Consider the following 15,419-nt stretch of genomic DNA (forward strand, 5'->3'; position numbering starts at 1 on the left):
GTTTCATCGGGTGGACTGCTCGCCGGTAGGTGCTGTGTCGTTGACGGTAGTGCGCATTGCGCACTAGTGTGCTGAGCGTGGATACCACGCAGCTCCTCAAGGGCGTGCTCGACCTGGCGGTGCTCGCCGTGCTCAAGGACGAGGACGGATACGGCTACGACATCCTGCGGCGGCTGCGCGAGGCCGGCCTGACCGAGGTCGGCGACGCCTCGGTCTACGGCACGCTGCGCCGGCTGTTCGCGGCAGGCCTGCTCACCACGTACGTGGTGCCGAGCGAATCCGGGCCGCACCGCAAGTACTACTCACTGAACGCGGCCGGGCGTGACCAGCTCACCCGCTCCGGCAAGACCTGGCGCTCGTTCGCCACCACCATGGACGCACTGCTCGACGATCGGGGGATGGCGGCATGACCGTCACTGGGCAGGAGATCACGGACTACGTCGACCGGGTACGCGCGGCGCTCGCCGACCTGCCGCCGGTGGTCCGCGACGAGCTGACCGAGGACCTGCCGGAACACCTCGCCGAGGTGGCCGCCGAGGGCGACGGCGCGCTCGTGGACCGGCTGGGCACCCCCGAGGCGTACGCGGCCGAGCTGCGCGCCGCCGCCGGCGCCGGGGAGGGGCGGCGACCGGCGCGCTTCCACCGCCTGACCGAGGCGCGGGAGCAGGCGGCCACGCAGATCCGCCTGCTGGATCGTCAGCTCGGCCCGGTGCTCGGGCACGAGACGGTGAGCGACTTCCTGCGTCCGCTGCGCCCGGCCTGGTGGCTGGTGCGCGGCTGGCTGGCCGCGCTGCTGATCAGCGTGCTGGTGGACGGTGGCCGGCCCGGTCTGCTGCCCCGGCCGAACGACAACGCGTCGGCCGGTCTGCTGCTGCTCATCGGCGCGGTGGCCGCGTCGCTGTGGCTCGGCCGTCGTTCCGCGGGCTTCACCGGCTGGCCGCGCCGCCTGCACCGGCTGGGTACGGCCGGGCTGCTGCTCTTCGGCTTCGCGGTGCTCGTCGATGTCGACCGGAACGCCAGTTCCGACGTCTACAGCGGGTACGAGCAGACGTCTGTGGACCGGCGGTACGACCGGATCGAGGACGTCTTCGTCTACGACCAGCAGGGGCGGCTGATCCGCGACGCGCAGCTGTTCGACCAGAACGGCGTGCCGATCCGGCTCGGCTGGCCGAACTGCCTCGACTCGTCCGGCGCCGTGCCCGCGCCCCGCAACGCCTACCCGTACTGCCCGGAACGGGCCCCGTTCGGCGCACCGGCCTCCCCGTCGATCGCCCCGCCGGCACCCGCACCCACAGGCAGTGCCACCCCGACCGCGCCCGCCACGCCCAGCACCAGCGCTTCCCCGGAACCCACGCCAACGCGCTAGACCGCGCGCGATCCCGCGAGATCTTGGTACGAAAGGGCCCTCATAGGGGCCGGAATCCTCCAAGATCTCGCTGGCCTGCGCCATGAGGCGTCCGGCGGTCGTCTGTGAGGTCGACAGGAGGTGAATGCCACTGTTGTTCCGTCTTCCCCGCGCCGGTGACGGCGTGGCACGCTACCGGCACGTAGCAGCCAACTGGGCGACCAGCCAATGATGACTGACCGCTAGGAGGACGGGCCCATGGGCGAGATGGTGAGCTTCACCGGCAACGGGGGGACGAGCGAGGGGTATCTCGCGATACCCTCCGGCGGTGCGGCCAGCCCGGCGGTCATCGTCATCCAGGACTGGTGGGGACTGGTGCCCCACGTCCGGGCCGTGGTGGACCGCTTCGCCGAGGCCGGCTTCGTCGCCCTCGCGCCCGACTTCCGGCACGGCGGGCCGGCCGTGAAGCCGACCGAGCCGCGGCTGATGCTGAACAGCTCCCAGATGGACGAGGCGGCCAGCGACATCGCCGCCGCAGCCGAATACCTGGCGAGCCGGTCCGAGGTCGCCGGCAAGGTAGGCTGCGCCGGGTTCTGCGCGGGCGCCAGCCTGGCCCTGTGGTCCGCCACGTTCTCCGAGCGCATCGTCGCGACCGCCGGGTTCTACCCGCGCCTGCCCTGGGAGGGCATGGCCACCGACTGGGCCGACTACGCCGGGAAGGCAGCGCTCATCCACTGCTCCGAGGCCGACGGCCTGTCCGCCGCCGACGGGGTGCAGAGCGTACGCCGGTCCATCGAGTCCGCCGGTGGCACCTGCCAGACGTTCGACTACCCGGGCACCGCGCACGCCTTCTTCAACGAGGACCGGCCCGAGCACTTCGACCAGCGGGCGGCCGCCACCGCCTGGGCCCGCACGCTGGAACTGTTCCGGGCGAAGCTTGGCTGAGTCGCGTACCCCGCAGGACGTGGCCGCCCGCGCCGCGCGGGCGGCCGACCTGGCCGACCTCGACGGCGCGGTCAGCGACTGCTTCGCCTGCCCACGCCTGGTGACGTGGCGGGAGGAGGTCGCCCGGGTCAAGCGGGCGGCCTTCCGCGACCAGGACTACTGGGGACGGCCGGTGCCCGGCCTCGGGCCGGCGGACGCCCGGATCGCGATCCTCGGCCTGGCGCCGGCCGCGCACGGCGGCAACCGCACCGGCCGGATCTTCACCGGGGACCGGTCCGGTGACGTGCTGTTCGCCGCGCTGCACCGCGCCGGGCTGGCCAACCAGCCGACGAGCGTGTCCGCCGACGACGGCCTGACGCTGCGTGACACCCGTATCTTCGCGGCCGTGCGGTGCGCGCCGCCGGACAACAAACCCACCCCGGACGAGCGGGACACCTGCGCGCCGTGGCTGCACCGCGAGGTCGAGTTGATCCGGCCCACGCTGCGCGTCGTGGTCGCGCTCGGGGCGTTCGCGTGGGCCGCGTGGTGGCCTGTGCTACGCCAGGTGTACGGGCAGCGACCGCCCACTCCGCGACCGGTGTTCGGTCATGGGGCACACTGGTCCGGCGAGTCGGTGCCGGCGTTGCTGGGCTGCTATCACGTCAGCCAGCAGAACACGTTCACCGGCCGGCTCACACCGGCGATGCTGGACGACGTGTTCACCCGGGCGAAGGACCTGGCCGGGGCGGACTGAGGAACACCTGAGGCGGTGGGATGGATTTCGGCGTACTGCGCAGGTGGTGGCCGGTCGCCGCGGTGACGGTGCTGCTCGCGCTCGCCGCGTTCGCCGCCGGTCACTCCGCCATCGGGGCCAGCCGGATCCCGCCCGCCGCCGACACCATCCCGTACGTGCCGGACTACCCGTCGCCCGAGGCCGTGCCGTCGATCCCTGTCGAACCCCGCGACGTGGGTGAGTCCACGTCGGGCGGTGTGCCCGACTGGCTGGCCACCACCGCTGTGGCGTTGCTGTTCGCGGCGGTGCTGGGCGCCGTCGGGTACGTCCTGTGGAACGTGCTCCGGGGCGCGCTGCGGCGCACGACTCGCGCGGTTCCGGTGCGGCGCTCGCGGCGTACCGCGGAGGGGACCGCCCGTGAGGTGGTGGCCGCGCTCGACGCGGGACTCGTCGAACTGGACGACCGCTCCACCGACCCGCGGACCGCTGTGATCGCCTGCTGGGTACGCCTGGAGGAGGCGGCCGAGGACGCGGGTGTGCCCCGGCACACCGGTGACACCCCGACCGACCTGGTCGGCCGGCTGCTGCGCGGCGACCCGGCGGCCGGGATCCCGGCGATCGCCAGTGCCGACGTGCTCGACGGTTTCGCGCACGTCTACCGGGAGGCCCGCTACGCCACGCACCCGGTCGACGAGCGCACCCGGGACCAGGCCCGCGCCGCGCTGCGCCGGTTGCGCGGCGAGTTGACCAGCCTGGCGGGGGAGGCGTCGTGAGCACCAGCATCGACGACCTGATGTCGTTCGGCGAGGAGCCCGCCGGGGAGGACGTCCGCCCTTCGGGGAGTGGCCGGGCGCGCCTGCTGCTGCGGACGGCCGCGGTCACCGCGGCCGTCGTCGTGGTGATCGTGGTCGGGCTGCGCGCGGTCGGCCTGAAGGTGCCGATCTGGATCATCGTGGCCGGGGTGCTCGCCGTGCTCGCCGTACGCCGGGTCACCGCCGCGCTCTCGCCCCCGCCGCCGCCCCGCGCAGGCGCCCGGGCGCCCGCCGGTGAGGAGCCCGGCACCTGGAACTGGTCCGCCCGGGACGCGCTGCGTACCGCGATCAACGGCTGGGAGCGCCCGCTGGACTGGTCCTCAGACAACCGGGAGCGGTTCACCGAACGCATCCTGCCCCGCCTCGGCGAGCTGGCCGACGAACGGCTGCGTCAACGGCACGGCGTCACCCGTGAGTCCGACCCGGCCCGCGCCCGAACCCTGTTGGGCGAGCCACTGTGGACGTTCCTCGCCACCCCCGTCCGCCGCCCTCCGTCGCCGCGCGACCTCGCGGCGATCGTCGCCGAACTGGAGAAGATCTGATGAACGACGTGGACCGGAGCATGGCCCCCGCCGAGGTGGGCCGGCTCGCCCGGGCCGTGCTGGAGGCGGTCGGCACCGTCGTGGTCGGCAAGCGGGACGCGCTGGAGCTGGTGCTGGCCGGCATCCTCGCCGGTGGTCACGTGCTGCTGGAGGATCTGCCCGGCCTGGGCAAGACGCTCACCGCGCGCTGTTTCGCGCAGGCGCTCGGGCTGGACTTCCGGCGCCTCCAGTTCACCCCGGACCTGCTGCCCGCCGACGTGACCGGCTCGTTCCTCTACGACCAGAGCAGCGGCGACTTCGCCTTCCGGGCCGGGCCGGTGTTCACCAACCTGCTGCTCGCCGACGAGATCAACCGGACGCCGCCGAAGACGCAGTCGGCGCTGCTGGAGGCGATGCAGGAGAAGCAGGTCTCGGTGGAGGGCGTGACCTACCGCCTCGACGAGCCGTTCCACGTGCTCGCCACCGCAAACCCCATCGAGTACGAGGGCACGTACCCGCTGCCGGAGGCGCAGCTCGACCGGTTCCTGCTGCGGGTCTCGTTCGGCTACCCCAGCCACGACGAGGAGTGGGACGTGCTGCGCCGCCGGATCGCCCGTCGCCGCGAGGAGGCGGAGATCAAGCCGGTGGTGGACGCCGCCACGCTGCGCGCCATGCAGGCCGCGCTGGAGGACGTGGTGGTCGAGGACTCGGTCGGCCGCTACATCGTGGCGCTCACCGCGGCCACCCGGGAGCACCCGTCGGTGCTCGTCGGCGCGTCCCCGCGCGGCTCGCTGGCGCTGCTGCTGCTGTCCCGGGTCCGGGCGGTGCTCGCCAACCGGGACTACGTGGTGCCGGAGGACGTCAAGGCCGTGGCGGCGCCCGCGCTGGCGCACCGGATCACGCTGAGGCCGGAGATGTGGCTGCGCCGCGTCGACCCCTCGTTCGTCGTCGGCGAGGTGCTGGAGTCGACGCCCGCCCCGGCCAGCGGCGCGCTGCCCAGCTACGCCGCCGGACGCTGATGGACCGGTCCGACGCGGCGAGCGGCTGGGCGCCCACCTGGGCGCTGGGCCGGGCCGTGCTGCTCACCGGCGTGCTGCTCGTCGCCGCCGTCCTGCTCGGCCGCATCGACCTGGTGGTGCTCGCCACGCCGTTCGCGCTCGGGACCGCGTACGCGCTGCGCCGCCGCCCCGCCGGGCTGCCCGAGCTGGAACTGGGCGTGGGAGACACCCACCTGGTCGAGGGCGCGCCGCTGGCCGCCACCGTCGCCGTCGCCAACCCCGACCTGATCGGGTACGACCTGGCGGTGGTCCGGACCCGGATGTCGCGCTGGCTTCGGGTGGAGCAGGTCGGCTTCGGCGGCGCCGGGCTGGACGTGAGCCGCTCCGGCGGGGCGGACCGCCCGTTCGTCACCTCCGTACCTCCGGGGAGCGCCGTCGACCTGGAACTGACCGGCACCGCCCTGCGGTGGGGACGGCACCCGATCGGCCCGGCCGGGGTGCGGGTCGCCGCCGCCGACGGGCTGCTGGTCTCCCGCGCGGTGATCACCGACCCGATCCGGGCGCGGGTCTATCCGCGTACCGAACCGTTCGACGCGGTCGAGGCGATGCCCAGGGCCGCCGGGCTGGTCGGCGCGCACCGGTCGCGGCGGCCGGGCGAGGGCGGCGAACTGGCCGGGGTACGCGTGTTCGCACCCGGCGACCGGCTGCGCCGCATCGACTGGCGGGTGTCGCTGCGGGCCCGCCAACTGCACGTCGCCGCCACGCTCTCGGACCGGGACGCCGAGGTGGTGGTGCTGCTGGACGTACTGGCCGAGGCCGGGCGCTCCGGTGGCGTGAACGGCACCGCGTCGGTGCTGGACACCACCGTGCGGGCCGCCGCCGCGATCGCCGAGCACTACCTGCACCGCGGTGACCGGGTGTCGATGCTGGAGTACGGCCCGGCCGCCCGCCGGCTGCGTCCGGCGACCGGCCGGCGGCAGTACCTCACTGTGCTGGAGTGGCTGCTCGACGTGCAGGCCGAGTCGTCCCCGCACGAGCCGTACGACCAGGTCTTCGGCCCGCAGGTGCTCTCCTCGGACGCGCTGGTGGTGGTGCTCACCCCGCTGCTCGACGAGCGGTCCGCGCAGATGCTGGCCCGGCTGGCCCGGGGCGGCCGGTTCGTGGTGGCGGTGGACACGCTGCCGGCCGAGCTGCCGATGCCGAAGGAACGCGGCTGGGCCGAGGTGGCGTACCGGCTGTGGCGGCTGGACCGGGACACGATGATCGGCCAGCTCCGCGAGCACGGGGTGCCGGTGGTGCGCTGGGCGGGCGCGGGCAGCCTCGACGAGGTGCTGCGCGACGTGGCCCGGCTGGCGACCGCCCCGAAGGCAGGTTTCAAATGACGGACGCTCTTGTGGAGCGGGTGCGAGCGCTGCGGTACGCCGTCGCCCGGGTCAGTCCGCTGCCGTTGCTCGTACGCGGCGGCATCTTCCTCACCGTGCTGGCCGGCTTCCTGCTCGCGTACCCGGTGCAGGCCCTCACCCCGCGTTCGCTGCTGGCCATGACGGTGGCCGCGGTGCTCCCGGCGGCCGGGCCGCGCCGGATCTGGCCGACGTTCACCGCGCTGGTGACAGTCGGCGGCTGGCTGCTGGCCACGCTCGGCTTCGACCGGCCACCGGCGCTGTGGCGGCTGCTCGCCGTGGCGACGCTGCTCTACCTGGCGCACTCGCTCTGCGCGCTGGCCGCGCTGCTGCCCTACGACGGGCTGATCGATCCGGACGTGGTGCTGCGGTGGCTGGGCCGGGTGGGCGGCGTGGTGCTCGCCAGCGCCGTGCTCGGCGTGGTGCTGGCGAGGCTCGGGGGAGTGGGCGGCACCGACGGCTCCCAGGCCGCGACAGTGGCGGGACTGCTGGTGGCGGTGGGGCTGAGCGGCTTGCTGGGCTGGTTGCTCCGACGCAGGTGACGCAGCGTTCCGGCGACGTTGCGCAGGTCACACCGGTTGTGCTCCGTCACAGAAGGGGGTCTCGCGCGGGATTACCCGAAGCACCCGGGGAAAGATAGATGACGTGAACCCGAAGCGGATCCTTGTCGTGGGTGCCGGTCACGTGGGCCTGTACGCCGCTCTGCGCCTGTCCAAGAAGCTGAGCAGGCGTGAGGCGGAGGTCATCGTCGTCGACCCGCAGCCGCACATGACGTACCAGCCGTTCCTCCCGGAGGCATCGGCGGGCAACATCTCCCCTCGGCACGCCGTGGTGCCGCTGCGGCGGGAGTTGCGCAAGTGCACCGTGGTGGCGGGCACCGTCACCCGGATCGACCACGACCGCATGACCGCCGTGGTGCAGCCGATCAGCGGCCCGGCCCGGGAGATCCAGTACGACCACGTGGTCGTCGCCCCCGGCTCGGTCTCCCGCACCCTGCCGATCCCCGGCCTGCACGAGCACGGCATCGGGTTCAAGACCATCGGTGAGGCCATCTTCCTGCGCAACCACGTGCTGGACCGGCTCGACGTGGCGGCCTCCACCACCGACCCGGCGGTCCGCAGCCGTGCGCTGACGTTCACCTTCGTGGGCGGCGGCTACGCCGGCATCGAGGCGCTCGCCGAGATGGAGGACATGGCCCGGGACGCGCTGCGCTACTACCCGGAGCTGAAGCCGGAGGAGATGCGCTGGGTGCTCGTCGAGGCGACCCAGCGGGTGCTGCCCGAGGTCGACCGGGACATGGGCGCCTACACGGTGCAGCAGCTGATGAAGCGGGACATGGACATCCGCCTCGACACCCGGCTGGAGTCCTGCGTCGACGGTGTGGTGAAGCTCTCCGACGGGGACAGCTTCCCGTCCGACACCATCGTCTGGACCGCCGGTGTGAAGCCGTCGCCGATGCTGGACGCGACGGACTTCCCGCGTGACGAGCGCCGCCGGGTCACCTGCCGGCCGACGCTGCAGATCGTGGACGGCGACCGGGTGGTCGAGGGCGCGTGGAGCGCCGGCGACTGCGCCGCCGTACCGGACCTGACCAAGGAGCCGGGTAACTTCTGCTCCCCGAGCGCCCAGCACGCGGTGCGGCAGGCGGCGCGGATGGCCGACAACATCGCGAACGTGATCCGCGGGCGCGAGCCGGTCGACTACAAGCACAAGCACGCCGGCAGCGTGGCGAGCCTCGGCCTGCACAAGGGCGTGGCGCAGGTCTACGGCATCAAGATGACGGGCTGGCCCGCCTGGTTCATGCACCGGACGTACCACATGTCGCGGATCCCCTCGTTCAACCGCAAGGTGCGCGTGGTGGTCGACTGGACGCTGGCGTTCTTCCTCAAGCGTGAGGTGGTCGCGCTGGGCCAGCTGCACGACCCGCGCGAGGAGTTCGCCGAGGCGTCCGCCCCGCCGGTCGCCGCGCGCGTCTGACGCCTGCCGGACGAAAGGCCCTTCCCGTACGCGGGAGGGGCCTTCGCCGTGTCCGGGATCAGAACCGCCAGGTCCAGGCGTCGGCGAGCCGCGTACCCGGCCGCCCGAACAGCTGCTCCACGGTGCGGCGCAGCATCTCCGCGTGCGGCGTGTCGTCGGTCACCGCCACGCACGAGGCGTGCCAGAACTCGACGTCCCGCGCGGCCTGGCGGCGTTGCCGGTCACCGATCGCGGGTGCCACGCCCCGGCGGGCCACGTCGGCGAGCAGCGTCGAGGTGGGACGCTGCCAGGTGCCCATTGTCGCCTCGCCGTGCGGGCCGTACGGGCCGATGAAGAAGCCCTCCGGCATGGCGAACGCGACGCCGGTGGCGGTGGCCCAGCGCATCGGCCAGGGAGCCTGCGGAGTGGCGGTGGGCACCGGCACCAGCACCCCGCCGGGGCGTACGCACTTCCGCCAGTGGCCGCCGGTGACGAACTCGGGCAGCGGCGGCCGGTCCATCGTGGGCAGCGGCGTGGGAAGGACACTGAGCAGCGCCGCGCCGACCGCGAACGGGACGACCCGGCGGGCCCGCCCGGGTTCACCGAGCGCCCGGTGCACGGCGAGGGTGAGCACGGTGCCGACGAGCGGCAGCACCGCCAGCGCGAAACGCATCGGCAGCGCGCCGTCCACCACCGGCAGCCCGGCCAGCAGCGCGTACGGGCCGGGGATCCCGGTCCGCTCACCGCCCGCCACCACCTCCGGGCCGAGCGCGAGTGCGGCCATCACCAGCGCCCCGGCCACGAGCGCCACCACCGGGGCCCGCCGCCCCAGCCAGGCCGCGCAGGCGGCGGCGACCAGCAGCAGCGGCCAGCCCAGGAACGTGGTGAACTCGGCCGGGCCGGTGGTGAGCCGTACCGCCTCCGGGCTGCCGAACACCGTCAGCGCGGACAAGCGGGTCCAGCCGATCAGATCGGCGGAGAAGTAGGCGGGCGGGAACATGCCGTCCGCGACACCCTGCGGGCCGGCGAACTGCACCCACAGCGGGTACGCCAGCACCGGCAGCGCCAGCCCGGCGGCGACGAGCAGGCCACCGGCGAACCCGGAGCCGGCCCGGCGCAGCAGGTCCCGGTCGGCCAGCCCGTACGCGACTGCGGTCACCGCCAGGGTGAGCGCGGCGAGGAACAGCACCTCCTCGCCGACGAAGACCTGCACGGTGACGACCGCGGCGAGCCCGGCCGCGGAGGAGGCCGTCCGGCGTCGGTCCGGGCCCTCCGGGCGACCGGCCGGGTCGGCGGCACGCAGCAGCCGGACCACGAGCCAGACCAGCACCGGGACCAGCCACTGCGCGGTCATGTGCAGGTGGCCGTTGCTCTGCGAGACCATGCCCGGCCCGAAGCCGCAGAGCGCCGCGCCGAGTACGGCAGCGAGCCGGCGGGCCCGCAGGACGCGGACGAACAGCAGGTACCAGGCGAGCGCCGTACCGGCCATGTTCACGGCGACGAGCAGCGCGAACGTGACAGGCGCCCCGAACGCCAGCGTGGCCGGGGCGAGCAGCACGCCGAGCGCCACCACCGAGGTGTTCGCCATCAGGTTGACCCCGTCCGGCGCGTTCAACCGGCCGGTGACCAGGCCCAGCTCGCCGCGCAGGGCACGCGCGTCCAGCGCCAGGAACCACTCGTACAGCGTCTGGTCCGCCGGGTTGAGCGCGAGTGCGCGCGTGCCCGGCGCCGGCCAGAGGCCGTGGGTGAGCCAGGCGGCGAGCGCGACGAACGCCAGCCCCACGAGCAGGTCCGCGCGGTGCCGCCGGACGGCGGCCGTCACCCGCCGCGCGACCCCCGCCGGACCGGCCGTCCGGCGGTGATCGGGCCGGAGGGCCGGGCGGGCGGCGCTGGTCACGGCCTCGACCATAACGGCCGCACCCGCCGGGGTACGCCGCGTCGCGGCCGAGCCGCTACGGTGAGATCTGCACCGCCGCGTGGCGACGCGCCGGTGTCACCCGCCCGGGTGGTGGAACGGCAGACACGGCCGCCTTAAAAGCGGCTGCCGCAAGGCGTGCGGGTTCGACCCCCGCCCCGGGCACACGACAGCTCCCCTCATGATCACGGGCGGCTCGCCGCGGGCCCGCAACGGGTTCACCGGAGGCGGGCCGGATCCTCACCCTGGTCTTCCTCGGCCGGGCCGTTCGCCGCCGCGTCGGCGGGAACATCGTCGCGCCAGACCAGTACCGCCGTTCTGTCGTCGTGCGAGCCCTGCCGCCGATAGCGCAGAGTGTCGCCGACGCCGAACGGCAGATGTGGTACCTGCCACTGCCCGCCCAGCCACTCCCGGAGTGTGCCGGAGTGGCGCAGGTCGTTCGCCAGCCCGTCGGTCCCGAGGACCACCACGGCGGCCGAGGGCAGCTCGGCCACCTCGATGTCCTCCTCTGCCTGATACGGCATCGTCGCCGTCACCAGGTTGAGTGGGCCGGTCTCGGCCGGGAATGCCTCGGTGAAGACGCCGGTCCGGAGAGTGAAGGCGGACACGTCCCCGATCCGGGCGACGACGCAGCCACGCTCCGAGAACACCGCTACCGCGCCGACGCAACCCGCCGCCCTTGGATCTATGCCGTACGCCTCCCGGACCTTCTGTTCCATTCGTTCGCTCGCCCGGACGAGTAGCCGAGCAGGATCCGCCTCGGTCGGCTCGTCGGCCTCGGCTCTGCCCGCCGAGATCAGCACCGACTCGACGAAAAGGTGCGCACCCAGTTGCGAGTACGGTTTGGAGCCCAGACCGTCGGCGACGGCTACGTACAACCGGCCGGATTCGCCGAGCATGAAGTTGTACGCGTCCTGCCGCGGTTGCCCGGACTGCAGGTGGCCCACGCCGATCATCGACGCGCCGGCCACCCGGTAGCCGCCGGCCACGATGCCGTCCAGGGCGATCGCGGGTGGGCGGAGGGTGAGGCCGGCCTTGAGCCGCCCGTGCTGGACGTCTGCGACCCGCCCGATCACCGGGGCGGCCGACGGGAGGTCGGCCGGCTTCGGCTCGTCCTCCGGGAGGGGCGCCGGCTGCACCGGAACCGGCTGTTCCGGTGCCGAGGATGGCTCGGACGGGGTGAGGTCCGGCTCAGCCGGTGACTCGCCTCCGCTCCACAGGTGGGCGAACGGGAAAGGCATGCCGGCCTCAGATCGTCAGGGCCGGGAGGGGCGTGAAGTGGTCGCTCGGCGCCTCCAGGTACAGCCCTTCCTGCTTGGTCGGGTCGGCGAGGCTCGTCGAGGTGGTCCGGATGCTCCCGATCAGCGCGTTCATGATCTCGCGGACCTGGCTGACCGGGTCGGCGTCCTTGGCCATGAAGGCGAACCGGGTGGCGATCTTCTGGAGCTCCTCCCGGTGCGCGTCGGCGAGACCGAAGGCGACCACCTCGGGCGCGAACTTCCATCCCGGGTCCCGCAGGCTCTTGAGCGCTTCGGTCCAGTCTTCGGCGGCCTGGTGCGCCCCGTCGCTCATGAAGAACACGACCGGCCGGTAGACCGGCGTGCCCTTGGGCAGGGAGCGCATACCGGCCTCGATCGCCTGCCGGGCGCCACGGAAACCGGCTGCGAAGTTGGTGCCGCCCTCGACCAGCAGTTCGGGCAGCGGAGCTTCGGCGATGTCGCAGAGGGGGAGGGCTACCCGGCTCTCATCCGAGAACGTCACCACGGCGATGCGGGCGATCTCGCCGACCGTCGGGTTGGACCGCATCTCGTGCTGAATCTCCGGCAGGGCCTTGTTCACCGCCTCGATCGGGCCACCCGACATCGAGGCGCTGACGTCGACCAGCAGGAAGACCGGGAAGATGGTGAAGAGCTCGTTCGATGACATGTTGGTTCTCCCTTTCCGGGGTGTGATGTCAGGCGGCCAGGCCTACCAGCCACGACAGGAGAGCGAAGCCGCTCAGACCGAGGCCGAGGCAGCTGCTGACGATGGCGGCGGTGCGGCCGGGGTAACCGGAGTAGGTCCTGATGGACTGGGCCAGGACGAGACCACAGACGATTCCGCCGACCGGCCACAGGCAGAACGACAGCAAGGCCAGCGGCAGGTACCAGGCGACTCCGCCGCCCATCGCCCAACGTGCCAGTGCCCCTGGATCCTTTCCGGGTGTCGGCGCGTAGGGCGGTGGGGACACGTATTGAGGCGGCGGGTACTGCGGAAGAGGCGGCTGCGGTATGGGCGGCCTCTGATACACCTGCGCTGGTCGATGTGGCGGCGGAGGTGGGGGCCGATGCCAGTAGGGCTGCTGTTGCGGTTGTGGTGGCCGGTACTGCTGATACGGCGGCGGCTGATGCCGTGTCCCGGACGACGGTTGCGGAGGGCTGGGCGGCGGTAGCGGGGTAAAGGTTCCCGGCGTCACGCCCTGCCGGGGTCTCGGCGCGTTCAGCTCCTTGTCCAGCCGGGCCAACGCGGTCTCGTCGTACTTCCCGCCGGCCACGTAGACCTCGATCAGGACCCTGACCCACTCGGCCGGCTCCGGCCGCTTGCTCGCGTCCAGCGGATCGGTCAGTCCTCGCCGCATCAGCGCAGCAACTCGCGGATCGAGGTCCGACGGGATCTGGCCCGGTGCCGACCAGGTGCCGTCCTTCTGCTTGCCGAGCGCGCCCCCCTTGATCAGCAACAGCCCGCGGTAGAACGCCAGCGCCAGGCAGTACCAGTCGCTGTAGTGGTCGTGCGCCGGCACGACCTTGTCCACCACCCGCGGGTCGGTCCAGTAGACGGCCTGCACCCCCACCTTCGGCGGCGGATCCTGCGGCACCATGCCGTCGCAGTCGATCAGATACGCCTCCGGCGTCGGGGTGACCGTCCAGGCGACGTTCTTGGCGTTGATGTCGCCGTGCACCAGCCCTTTGCTGTGCACGAACGCGAGGATCTCGGCCATCCGGAGCAGTACGATCAACCGTTTGGTGGCGGGCGGTGGTTTCGACCGGATCATGACCAGGAAGTCGAGCGTGTTGACGGTGCCGAGCGTCGGGTGGAAGTAGCGCTGTGGGATGGCCGGCAGCACGCATCCGATGATCTGGCGATCGGACTGGCGGACGATGTCGACCGGCCAGTTGACAGACGACTCCGGCCGAGCACCGATCTCCAGCCCCTGCTGGATCAGCACGTCCCGGCCGATCTCGACGAGCTGCTCCAGGTGCACGGCCGTCGGGGCCTTGTCCGGGGAGTGGTACTCCTTGTAGACCCAACGCGGGTCGGTGAGACGGTAGATGGCTCCGACACCGCCCTTGCTGATCGGGCCGCCGACCACCGTGTACGTCCCGTGATCACCGTGGGCGATCCGCCGGGCGGCGGGGGTGGTCATGAACTGCCCAGCCCGGAGAGGCTGTCGATGGTGCCGTCGACCCGCCCCGAGTTGCCGCAGCGCGGGCAGTTGAAGACTTCCCAGCTGCGGTCATGGCAGCTGAGCTCACGGCACCGCCCGCAGCGGACGAAATTGTCCGCTGCGCAGTACACGCAGCCCGGATAAGCCGCGCCGAGGCTGAACGACCCGTTGATCGAGCCGTTCCCGTGCTGCGGTGGCACCACGCTGCCGGGCCGTTGCTTCGAACCGGCTGTCGCCACGTACGACTCGCCGTCCCACCGGAACCGGATCACCGCAGGCAGGCGCGTCGAGCTGCACACCATGCTGACGAAGAGAGCATCGTCCGTCATCGGCCTGAGTCCTTCCCTGTACACATCCACCGTTCTCTGACGGACAGGGCTTCCCCGGCCGACGAAAGCCCGTCGGCGCCTGGTACGGAACTCTCAGCTTTCCCACAGCTAGCCGTGGCGCGCGCGATTGCGCCCACGTCTACCCTGGAGTAGCACGTCTTTCGTGCGATCGACCCCCTGAGGGAGGCCTGAGAAGTGAAGACGTCGAACCCGGTGCTCGCCCGGCTCGGCCAGGCGGCAGAGCGTGAGCGGGCGGCCGGGTACGCCCAGCCCGGGCCGTACGGTCAGCCCGGATACCCCCAGCAGTACCCGCAGCAGCAGTACCCCCAGCAGCCCTACGCCCAGCCCTACCCGGGCGGCTACGGCCAGCCGGTGGCCCCGCCCACCGTGACCCCGATGACCCTCGACGACGTGGTCGTCAAGACGGTCCTCATGCTCGCCATCCTCGGCGCCTCGGCCGCGGCGGCCTGGGTCCTCGTGCCGGACTCGCTTGTCGGCGTCGCGTGGATCGGCGCCGCGGTGGTCGGCCTGGTGCTCGGCCTGATCATCTCGTTCTCGCGGATGGCCAACCCGGCGCTCGTCGTGGCGTACTCGGTCATCGAGGGCGTCTTCGTCGGCATGGTCAGCAAGGCGTTCGAGTCGCTCTACGACGGCATCGTGCTCCAGGCGGTCGTGGCCACGTTCGGCGTCTTCTTCCTGATGGCGATGATCTACAAGGCGCGGATCATCCGGGCCACGCCGAAGTTCGCCCGGATCATGGTGGCGATCATGGCCGGCCTGTTCGGCGTGATGCTGGTCAACCTGGTGCTGGCGCTGTTCGGCGTCAACACCGGCCTGCGTGACGGCAGCCCGCTCGCGATCGGCTTCAGCCTGGTCTGCATCGTGGTGGCGTCGCTGAGCTTCGTGCTCAACTTCGCCGACATCGAGGAGGGGGTCCGGATGGGCCTCCCGCAGCGCTACTCCTGGACCGCCGCCTTCGGCATCGTGGTCGGCCTGGTCTGGCTCTACATCGAGATCCTGCGGCTGCTCAGCTACTTCCAGGGCGACGACTGACATCACGCC

General features: G+C 72.4%; 16 protein-coding genes and 1 tRNA gene. 12 read left to right on the top strand and 5 right to left on the bottom strand.

Translation table 11 applies throughout. The annotated features are described in order from the left end of the window. Positions 1-77 precede the first annotated feature (77 nt). The 10 genes from O7546_RS02885 (at position 78) to O7546_RS02930 (ending at position 8,710) form a co-directional block, all read left to right on the top strand. A complete protein-coding gene (locus O7546_RS02885) occupies positions 78-410 on the top strand; it encodes a PadR family transcriptional regulator (RefSeq protein ID WP_030271259.1) in 333 nt (110 codons plus the stop codon). After that, the gene (locus tag O7546_RS02890) at positions 407-1,366 is read left to right on the top strand and encodes a hypothetical protein (RefSeq protein WP_281600424.1); all 960 of its coding nucleotides are present in this window, start codon (positions 407-409) and stop codon (positions 1,364-1,366) included. The genes O7546_RS02885 and O7546_RS02890 overlap by 4 nt, the downstream gene beginning before the upstream one ends. A 237-nt stretch (positions 1,367-1,603) precedes the next feature. Then, on the top strand, positions 1,604-2,290 hold the full coding sequence (locus O7546_RS02895; protein WP_135243364.1) for a dienelactone hydrolase family protein: 687 nt from the start codon (positions 1,604-1,606) through the stop codon (positions 2,288-2,290). 19 nt (positions 2,291-2,309) lie between these two features. After that, on the top strand, positions 2,310-3,023 hold the full coding sequence (locus tag O7546_RS02900; protein ID WP_194798553.1) for a uracil-DNA glycosylase: 714 nt from the start codon (positions 2,310-2,312) through the stop codon (positions 3,021-3,023). A 20-nt stretch (positions 3,024-3,043) separates the two neighbouring features. Next, positions 3,044-3,775 carry a DUF4129 domain-containing protein gene (locus O7546_RS02905; protein WP_194798552.1) on the top strand — a complete coding sequence of 244 codons (732 nt, stop codon included), beginning with the start codon at positions 3,044-3,046 and terminating at the stop codon, positions 3,773-3,775. Between the two features lie 20 nt (positions 3,776-3,795). After that, a complete protein-coding gene (locus tag O7546_RS02910) occupies positions 3,796-4,356 on the top strand; it encodes a hypothetical protein (protein ID WP_194798952.1) in 561 nt (186 codons plus the stop codon). Next, positions 4,356-5,354 (top strand): MoxR family ATPase, encoded by a 999-nt coding sequence (locus O7546_RS02915; RefSeq protein ID WP_194798551.1) that lies wholly within the window; start codon positions 4,356-4,358, stop codon positions 5,352-5,354. Before O7546_RS02910 ends, O7546_RS02915 begins: the two co-directional genes overlap by 1 nt. Continuing rightward, on the top strand, positions 5,354-6,715 hold the full coding sequence (locus O7546_RS02920; protein WP_269696143.1) for a DUF58 domain-containing protein: 1,362 nt from the start codon (positions 5,354-5,356) through the stop codon (positions 6,713-6,715). The genes O7546_RS02915 and O7546_RS02920 overlap by 1 nt, the downstream gene beginning before the upstream one ends. Next, a complete protein-coding gene (locus O7546_RS02925) occupies positions 6,712-7,275 on the top strand; it encodes a hypothetical protein (protein WP_194798549.1) in 564 nt (187 codons plus the stop codon). Before O7546_RS02920 ends, O7546_RS02925 begins: the two co-directional genes overlap by 4 nt. A gap of 103 nt (positions 7,276-7,378) precedes the next feature. Further along, positions 7,379-8,710: an NAD(P)/FAD-dependent oxidoreductase gene (locus tag O7546_RS02930; protein ID WP_194798548.1), complete on the top strand. Its 1,332-nt coding sequence runs from the start codon at positions 7,379-7,381 to the stop codon at positions 8,708-8,710. 58 nt (positions 8,711-8,768) lie between these two features. Here the strand turns inward: O7546_RS02930 and O7546_RS02935 are convergent, their stop codons facing one another. After that, complete coding sequence (locus O7546_RS02935) at positions 8,769-10,598, bottom strand: hypothetical protein (RefSeq protein WP_194798547.1); 1,830 nt, start codon at positions 10,596-10,598, stop codon at positions 8,769-8,771. 90 nt (positions 10,599-10,688) lie between these two features. Between O7546_RS02935 and O7546_RS02940 the strand changes: the two genes are divergently transcribed. Beyond that, a tRNA-Leu gene (locus O7546_RS02940) sits at positions 10,689-10,769 on the top strand. Between the two features lie 53 nt (positions 10,770-10,822). On the opposite strand, the gene O7546_RS02945 is transcribed toward O7546_RS02940, so the two are convergent. The 4 genes from O7546_RS02945 to O7546_RS02960 all read right to left on the bottom strand — a co-directional run bounded on the left by O7546_RS02945 (position 10,823) and on the right by O7546_RS02960 (position 14,357). Then, positions 10,823-11,743, bottom strand: coding sequence for a protein phosphatase 2C domain-containing protein (locus O7546_RS02945; protein ID WP_281600425.1), 921 nt, complete (start codon positions 11,741-11,743; stop codon positions 10,823-10,825). 109 nt (positions 11,744-11,852) lie between these two features. Next, positions 11,853-12,530: a VWA domain-containing protein gene (locus tag O7546_RS02950; RefSeq protein ID WP_194798545.1), complete on the bottom strand. Its 678-nt coding sequence runs from the start codon at positions 12,528-12,530 to the stop codon at positions 11,853-11,855. A 28-nt stretch (positions 12,531-12,558) separates the two neighbouring features. Further along, positions 12,559-13,953 carry a hypothetical protein gene (locus O7546_RS02955; protein WP_269696146.1) on the bottom strand — a complete coding sequence of 465 codons (1,395 nt, stop codon included), beginning with the start codon at positions 13,951-13,953 and terminating at the stop codon, positions 12,559-12,561. Between the two features lie 50 nt (positions 13,954-14,003). Beyond that, positions 14,004-14,357 carry a hypothetical protein gene (locus O7546_RS02960; RefSeq protein WP_194798543.1) on the bottom strand — a complete coding sequence of 118 codons (354 nt, stop codon included), beginning with the start codon at positions 14,355-14,357 and terminating at the stop codon, positions 14,004-14,006. Between the two features lie 195 nt (positions 14,358-14,552). On the opposite strand from O7546_RS02960, the gene O7546_RS02965 reads away from it, so the two are divergent. Beyond that, complete coding sequence (locus tag O7546_RS02965; RefSeq protein ID WP_194798542.1) at positions 14,553-15,410, top strand: Bax inhibitor-1/YccA family protein; 858 nt, start codon at positions 14,553-14,555, stop codon at positions 15,408-15,410. The last annotated feature ends 9 nt before the right edge of the window (positions 15,411-15,419 follow it).

This window comes from Micromonospora sp. WMMA1976, from assembly GCF_027497335.1.
In the GTDB taxonomy this organism is placed as follows: Bacteria; Actinomycetota; Actinomycetes; order Mycobacteriales; family Micromonosporaceae; genus Micromonospora; species Micromonospora aurantiaca.